Genomic DNA, 871 nt, shown 5'->3' with positions numbered 1-871 from the left:
CGCATGTGACCTGGCTGCTGGTGTCGCTCGACCCCGCCGATGGCGATACGGCCTATGGCCTGATCGACCTCGGCATCGGCATGCCCTCGCTGGGGACGGTCAGGCTGTCCGACCTGGCCGGCATCGTCGGGCCGCGCAAGTTGCCGGTGCGGCGGGATCGGTATTTCCAGGCGGTGCGCCCGCTGTCGGAGTACGTCCGGCTGGCGCAGGAGAATGACGCGATCACGGACTGATGAACGCCAGCGCGGCACGGCCAGCCGGGGCGCACTGTGACTATTTCAGTCCTGGTCAAGACCGGGTAGGTCTGAATCGGCATTGATGCACTGAAGCGATGCCAGTCTGACGCAAACAGTCCTGATCTTTGGCGCGGGCTGCGGCACGGTATCCGGTGCCGCGCACCATTTCCGGGTGGCGCAGCCGTCGCATTCAGACGATTTCCCCAACACGCCGGAGCCAAACGGTCTTGACACCGACAGTTACAGCTTAACCGTTTTTGATGATGACCTGATGGCGTTTCGATAGCTCCCGCATCGCGGAAATCGTGGCGACGCATCCCAAGCACAGGGAGCTTTCGCCATGACTGATCGCAGCGCCGACCACTGGTATCCGACAGCCGCCTATCTCTACGTCCTGCACCTCAACGGCCCCGCGCTGGCTTGGGAATACCTGCGCAGGAATCCCGATTACCGCCGCGACTGGCTGCGCCGTCGCCGCTGGCCGGACGCGGCGCAGGCTTGGAGCCTGCGCCTGCTGGAAGACCCAGCCTTGGATGCGCGCGACGCGCATCCGGCCTGGTTCCCTGACCACGATGCCGTGGTGCAGCTCTATCCCGACGCCGACCCGCCACCCGAAGCCCATGCCTTCGAGTTCT

At 64.9% G+C, this 871-nt stretch carries 2 protein-coding genes; both read left to right on the top strand.

From position 1 onward, the window contains the following. The coding region (locus HMPREF2581_RS11605; protein WP_070867331.1) for a DUF2958 domain-containing protein at positions 1–233 on the top strand (233 nt) is incomplete at its 5' end. Positions 234–576: 343 nt separating this feature from the next. Next, a partial coding sequence (locus HMPREF2581_RS33540; protein ID WP_256565199.1) for a transcriptional regulator domain-containing protein occupies positions 577–871 on the top strand: 295 nt, incomplete at its 3' end.

The organism is Pseudomonas sp. HMSC057H01, from assembly GCF_001836405.1.
Taxonomy (GTDB): Bacteria; Pseudomonadota; Gammaproteobacteria; order Pseudomonadales; family Pseudomonadaceae; genus Pseudomonas; species Pseudomonas aeruginosa.
Note: the sequence above shows the minus strand (reverse complement) of the source record. Positions and strands in the feature narration are given on the sequence as shown.